This window comes from aff. Roholtiella sp. LEGE 12411 (assembly GCF_015206995.1).
In the GTDB taxonomy this organism is placed as follows: domain Bacteria; phylum Cyanobacteriota; class Cyanobacteriia; order Cyanobacteriales; family Nostocaceae; genus Komarekiella.
In genome coordinates, this window is the sequence record NZ_JADEXR010000237.1 from 1 (window position 1) to 6,376 (window position 6,376).

Genomic DNA, 6,376 nt, shown 5'->3' on the forward strand with positions numbered 1-6,376 from the left:
CCCATCCCCCATCCCCAATGCCCTCTTTAAAATATGAACTCCACAAGCAGCAAATCTAAGGAATTTGAACAACACTATTCAGGGACACTTTCAGATTATGTAACTGCGATCGCCTGGTCGTCACAAGGTAAAACTCTAGCAGCAGCTTCCGCCGCCGGGGAAGTTGTGCTATGGAATGATGGCGACTTAACAACCTTACAGACTGGTGACGGTAAATCAGTAGACTGCGTTGCTTTTTCTCCAGATGGAAAATTTTTAGCGGTTGGGGGACAAGATGGACAGGTTAAGATTTGGCAGGACACTGAATTAATCGCCACTTTGAAAAATGCCCCAGCGTGGGTTGACAAACTAGCTTGGAGTCACACTGGTAATCAACTGGCTTTTAGTTTGGGGCGGTACGTGCAAGTATGGGATGCAGATACTCGCGAGATTGTCGTGACGCTGAATTTTGAAAACTCGTCAGTATTGGGTATTGATTGGCGCATTGATGGACAATACCTAGCTATTGCTGGCTATAAGGGAGTCAAGATTTGGCACAGTCAAAACTGGGATGAAGAACCATACATTCTAGATATGACTACTGTCAGTGTAGCTATGGCTTGGTCGCCTGATGGTAAATTCCTGGCTTCTGGCAATATGGATCGCAGCGTCACCGTTTTGGAATGGAACAACCCCGATCCTTGGGTAATGCGTGGCTTCCCTGGTAAAATTCGCCAACTAGCATGGTCAGAAGCTACCACCAAACTGGGTGCGCCAATACTAGCATCATCTAGTGTTGAAGGCATTGTAGTCTGGGAAAAATTGGAAGATGATTCGTTGGGTTGGGAAGCGCGAGTCTTAACTAATCATGTGGATGTCATCTGTGCGATCGCCTTTGCACCCAAAAGCTTCCTTCTCGCTTCCGCTGCTGCTGATGGTTGGTTGTGTTTGTGGAACAAAGCAAAGCAAGTATCCCAAGTGATCACAGGTGTTTCAGCCGGATTTTCCAGTCTCGCTTGGCATCCCCAAGGTAAACTGCTCGCTGCGGGTGGTGAAAATGGCGAATTACTTGTTTGGTCAAGGGTTTTGCGCGGTCAAGGATTTGGGCAAAGCTAAGTAATACTCAGTGATCAAGGTTGAAGGTAGCCAATAAATTGGCTATGCTGTATCAACAATCAGTAGACCTAAAAGTTCTGCGTTAGCGAAGCTCACCGGAGGTATCGCTAAAAAATGGTAGCCTACGATACAATTCTTCGGGGAAATATACAAAAGCTCAGAACTAGCGCTTTCAAGGTGGTGAAATTTGGAACGAAGATTGGTTATTTCAACCTTTAAAAAGCCCAAAATCTGAGCGGAGGATTCGAGATGGTAGTACTGAAACAACGCATCTTCATTGCTCACCTTGAAAGGGCTAGTTCTGATTACACCTGGAGATTTGTTTGACTACCTGAAGTCGGAATGTCAGCAGGTGCAGGAGATCTGTGATGCCTGCGGCGGGCTACACCTACGCATCAGTAGGTTACGAGAAAACGATAACCTGGAAGATGCCCCAAGTGCTGTGCTGAAACATTTGGGGGAGTTGAAGCGACCGTATTTGACTGCGGTAGAAGAGAAGCTGTTGGGTTTGATTGAGTTTGAATACGGCATCATAAATGAGGTACTACCCAATTCTCAATAAACCAAGGAATAGGAGAAAACAGTAATGCAAAGTATTAAGTTATTTTCTCATGTTGGGGCTGACGGCATTTTACACCTGAATATTCCTGTGGGAATAACGGACAAAGAAATAGAAGTAACAGTAACCTATCAACAGCTAGAACCATCAGCCCAAGTAAAAACACCTGAAGAATTGGGATGGCCAGTCGGATTTTTTGAGCAGACTTACGGCAGTTGTCAAGACGATCCTATTGTTATTGATTATGAAGGTGATTTTGAGATCCGGGAAGAAATAGCGTGAGGTATTTATTAGATACCAATGTTTGCGCTCGTTATCTCAATGGTAGGTCAGTTGCAATTCGAGAGCGATTACGGCCAACAAATGTAGATGATATAGCTGTGTGTTCGGTGGTCAAAGCAGAGTTGTTTTATGGTGCAATGAGAAGCAATGACCCAACCAGAACGTTAGCAAGACAGCAAAAGTTTCTCAAATTGTTTGTTTCTCTACCTTTTGATGATTCTACAGCATTTGTTTATGGGAGAATTCGTGCAGAATTATTAGCGGCTGGAACTCCCATTGGCCCCAACGATTTTCAAATAGCAGCGATTGCCTTGACACATAATTTAACATTAGTCACGCACAACACCAGAGAATTTGGTCGTGTCAGTGGACTGATGATTGAAGATTGGGAACAACAGCAATGACATCTTTTGTCTGTTCAAAACCTTGGACAACCATTACCTCAGAGGTAAAGGCGAGTGTTGGGCAATTGTCAGCCAAGTAAATGACTTAAGCTGTACCGTGAGAACTTGGGATGGAGAACTTATTTATAGATACCTTCTAGATTTGGTTATAGTATTAAATTTACGATAGTACAATATTGACACTCCTCAACCTAAAGGTGTGAGGATTCTTGCTTCGCGGGGATTCCAATGAATTTACCCGAAGCCGCGCATCTTGACCGTATGTCCTACGGCTGCAAAGACAAAATCCTTGATTTGTCGTTAGTCCACGGAGGTGGTGAGACAGCGCTCTTGGGAGGGTTAGCCCGACCCAGGCGACTGCGAACCCGAAGGGACTTTGTTTATATAGTAGTGAATTCTATTCACTTAGTACTTTTCAAACATACTCTAAAATTAAATACTGTAAGTGTAAGGGCACAGCAATGCTGTGCCTTTATTAATTTAAAACCTCACTGATAACTTCAAATATTTCCTGACGTTATTATGTAAAGCCTTTGGCATAGCTACGCTCTAAGCGTAGCCCTAGAGCAAATTACGAATTGGTATTGCACATGCCCACACGTCGTAAACTTGCCGCTACAATTGCCTTAGAGTCACGATTTGGCTAGTAAAACCACCTTATTATGAACAATATGCGCTATTGTCACCACAATCCACACCTTAATCGGATAATCCCGGTTAATTTGCGACCTTTGCGAAATATAACCACAATAGTGTAATTGCGGCTTCAGCAGACGTTCAGAGAACCGGACTAAAATACTTACCAGAGGCACTAACTCCTGCATCACCTTCACTATGTACTCTTGTTACCTCTAATTTTCCAGCCTGCAACAAGAAGCCAACATTTTGCAAAGCACACACCTCTAGTATTTCGCTAAGAGACTTCCAAATTAAAAAACATTCAAAAATCTCATATAACAATTCTCTCTCTTCTTCATCTCTCTGTGCCCTCCCTTCGGGTTCATCAGTCGCCTGGATCGGGCTAACCCTCCCAAGAGCGCTGGTTCACTGCGCCTCTGTGGTTAGTTTTCTTGGATAATTTATTTCTTGGAAATCCCTAAGCAAATATTAATAATGATTATTGTTTTTATACAATCAGCAGGAGTGGATAATGTCCAAAAATCCATTAAGTAATTCCTTACGAGCTACCCTTGTCGCCTTGACCATTGGATTTTTTGGATGTGAAAATCAAGCCGCAAGCACCTCATTTACTCAAACCACCACTAAGGCGAATGATAATCTTCCCCAAGTAGTAGCAACGACAACTGTACTGTGTGACTTAACTAAACAGGTTGCCGGGGATACCATTAATCTCACCTGCTTGATTTCTCCTGGTGCAGACCCCCACCTTTATCAACCAAAATCGGAAGATCGCAAAGCTATTGAGCAAGCTAATCTTATTCTCTATAGTGGTTACAATTTTGAACCAGGCTTGATCAAAATAATTAAAGCGTCTAAAAACCCTGCGCCGAAAATAGCCGTTGGTCAAGTTGCTGTGCCCAAGCCTCAACGACTCCAAAAAGGTAGCAAGAAAGTCACTGATCCTCATATTTGGCACAATACTAAGAATGCTATCAAGATGGTGGAGGTAATTAACCGCAATCTAGGAAAATTAGAACCTAGTGAAGCAGCAACTTATACTAGCAATGCCAGAAAAATCACTAATGAAATAACTCAAATGGATAACTGGATAAAGTCAACAATTGCCAGTATTCCGCCCAAAAAACGCAAATTAGTCACAACCCACGATGCACTAGGATATTATGCCAAAGCGTATGGTATTTCATTAGCAGGGGCGTTGGAAGGTGTTAGCACTGCGGAAAAACCGACAGATGCACGAGTAAAAAATTTAGTTGCTGGCATTAAACGGGCTAAAGTGCCAACAATTTTTGCAGAGACAACAACTAACACCAAGTTGATTGAGTCTGTAGCTAGAGAGGCAAAAGTGAAAGTTTCTAACAGCAAATTGTATGCTGATGGACTTGGTGAATCAGGAAGCGATGGGGAAACCTATCAGAAAATGATGGTTGCCAATACACGTACAATTGTAGAAGGGCTAGGAGGGACGTACTTGATATTTGAAGCCAAAGCCACTAGATAGTAGCAGCATTGTAGGTACGAAATCGAGCCGCATACCACTTGCTTTTCCTGGCGCAGACTGGGCATGGTTTTTCATTTTCCCCGCCTCTTCTAACCTCCGCCATTTCCATCTTGCCCATAGGCTTGCCAAGCCAAGTCTACCAATCCATCAACGATCGCAGCTGCGACAACTGCATTACCTTTACGACTGTCAATTGTAATGTAAGGTACTAAAGAGTCTTGCAAGCACGTGGCAGCATCGATATTCACAAATTCTACTGGAGTAGCGATTATCAAAGCAGGTCTAATTTCCTCAGCTTCAATTAAATCAACCAATGTTGTCAATGCTGTTTGCGCCTGACCTACCACAAAAATGCCTTCTGGGTAACGCTTAGCTAAGGTTTCTATTCCCCACGCTGTACGAGTTTTTTCTTTCTGGGGGCGCGTTATGGCTTCCATGCTGCAATACACCGGATTAGCAAAGGTGTTTTGAATGTCAGATGCAATACCTACTTGTACCATTGGGACATCCACCACAATCGTGGTACGCGCCGCTAATGCTGCTGCACCAGCTTGCAAAGCACGCTCAGAAAAACGAATCAAAGACTTATACTCAAAGTCCGCTGTGGCATATATAACTCGCCGAACAATCTCATACTCTGCGGGTGAAAATATATGATCTCCAATTTCACTGTCAATGATTGCTAAACTTTGAGCATCAGTTACGTGCCATTCCATTGTTGTTGAGCTTCTCAGATATCAGCTTTCAGCTTATCAGCTTCAGAGAGCACTGAGTACTGAGTATTTTTATTTTATTTTTACTCAGCACTCAGCACTCATTTGTACAGATACGATTAATCGCGTCTGTACTCAGGACTCAGTACTAGAAGAAGGCCGACTGAAAATAGGAGATAGGTACGCAACCAAAACGCCAATCAGAAAACCAGCGATATTGCGGACTAGAGGTAGCCATTCACTCGTGCGCGTCACTACTGGCCCAATCCCAAAGGCAATAAATAATATTCCCCATAAAGGAGAGAAAATTAAAGCCCACTGCCAAGCAAAAACTTGTCCTTCACGGTGAGGTTGAGCTGCAAATCCACAAATCACCCCACCAATGATTGAGGAAATCAGAGTCAGAATCCACTGCTCCCGTGGTAGTCCAGGAACAACATTGCAACCACCCTTTAGCAAACAGCCTTTAACCGATTCTAGGGCTTGCAGAATAGACTGGTCTTCGCCTTGTTCGCGTACAAAGTACAAATTACCAAAGCGGGTTTGTAGTTCTATCCAGAAAGTCCGAGGTAAAAGTTCATAAACAGCATCACCAACACTAAAGCTGAGGATGTTACCGCCACGAGAATCGGCAACTAACAAAATACTTTTGTCATCTAAACCCCAATATTTGATGACTGCCCGACCTGGAGTACGGTCATACTGAGTCAATACTCGCAATTTCCAGCCAGTCTCAGTTTCAAATTGCTCTAAATCTGTGACAAGCTTTTCTTCTTGCAACTTGGGAAGAGTTTTAGCTAAGTCTACAACTGGGGTAAAGGTGTCAGGTAGTAATTCAGGATTGTCATACGCAAAAGCTGGGGGAGAATGCATCACCCAAATTGACCCAGCCAGGAAAAATACTGCAATAGATACCAAGATTCGTCGCCAAAAACAAGACTGCATGGACGTTTTTATACAAATATCAACAGTGAAAGTGAACAAGTTATTTGAAAAGAGTACTGGAAAAGTGATACTTCTTTACACTTGTTTACTTTACTCTAATCTAAGGGATCAAAGCAAAGGGCTGGGAATTAAGGGCTAGGGATTTAGGGGCGGGGGACTGAAGATTAAGAATTATGAAAGAGTTTTCTCTACACCAAGTCCCCAATGCCCAATGCCCAATGCCCAATGCCCAATGCCC

7 protein-coding genes are annotated in these 6,376 nt (G+C 43.3%); 5 read left to right on the forward strand and 2 right to left on the reverse strand.

Features of this window, described 5'->3' with window-relative positions:
- Nucleotides 1-33: 33 nt before the first annotated feature.
- From IQ246_RS28345 to IQ246_RS28365, 5 genes are all read left to right on the forward strand, one after another.
- Nucleotides 34-1,095 (forward strand): WD40 repeat domain-containing protein, encoded by a 1,062-nt coding sequence (locus IQ246_RS28345; RefSeq protein ID WP_194006618.1) that lies wholly within the window; start codon nt 34-36, stop codon nt 1,093-1,095.
- Between the two features lie 286 nt (nt 1,096-1,381).
- Complete coding sequence (locus IQ246_RS28350; protein WP_244142194.1) at nt 1,382-1,657, forward strand: hypothetical protein; 276 nt, start codon at nt 1,382-1,384, stop codon at nt 1,655-1,657.
- A 24-nt stretch (nt 1,658-1,681) separates the two neighbouring features.
- Nucleotides 1,682-1,936 (forward strand): hypothetical protein, encoded by a 255-nt coding sequence (locus IQ246_RS28355; RefSeq protein ID WP_194006619.1) that lies wholly within the window; start codon nt 1,682-1,684, stop codon nt 1,934-1,936.
- Nucleotides 1,933-2,340, forward strand: a complete 408-nt coding sequence (locus IQ246_RS28360; RefSeq protein WP_194006620.1) for a type II toxin-antitoxin system VapC family toxin — start codon at nt 1,933-1,935, stop codon at nt 2,338-2,340. Before IQ246_RS28355 ends, IQ246_RS28360 begins: the two co-directional genes overlap by 4 nt.
- A 1,150-nt stretch (nt 2,341-3,490) precedes the next feature.
- Nucleotides 3,491-4,480, forward strand: coding sequence for a metal ABC transporter solute-binding protein, Zn/Mn family (locus IQ246_RS28365; protein ID WP_194006621.1), 990 nt, complete (start codon nt 3,491-3,493; stop codon nt 4,478-4,480).
- Between the two features lie 89 nt (nt 4,481-4,569).
- On the opposite strand, the gene IQ246_RS28370 is transcribed toward IQ246_RS28365, so the two are convergent.
- Both IQ246_RS28370 and IQ246_RS28375 read right to left on the reverse strand, forming a co-directional pair.
- On the reverse strand, nt 4,570-5,196 hold the full coding sequence (locus IQ246_RS28370) for a precorrin-8X methylmutase (protein WP_194006622.1): 627 nt from the start codon (nt 5,194-5,196) through the stop codon (nt 4,570-4,572).
- Nucleotides 5,197-5,328: 132 nt separating this feature from the next.
- Nucleotides 5,329-6,138 carry a TPM domain-containing protein gene (locus tag IQ246_RS28375; RefSeq protein WP_194006623.1) on the reverse strand — a complete coding sequence of 270 codons (810 nt, stop codon included), beginning with the start codon at nt 6,136-6,138 and terminating at the stop codon, nt 5,329-5,331.
- Nucleotides 6,139-6,376 lie beyond the last annotated feature (238 nt).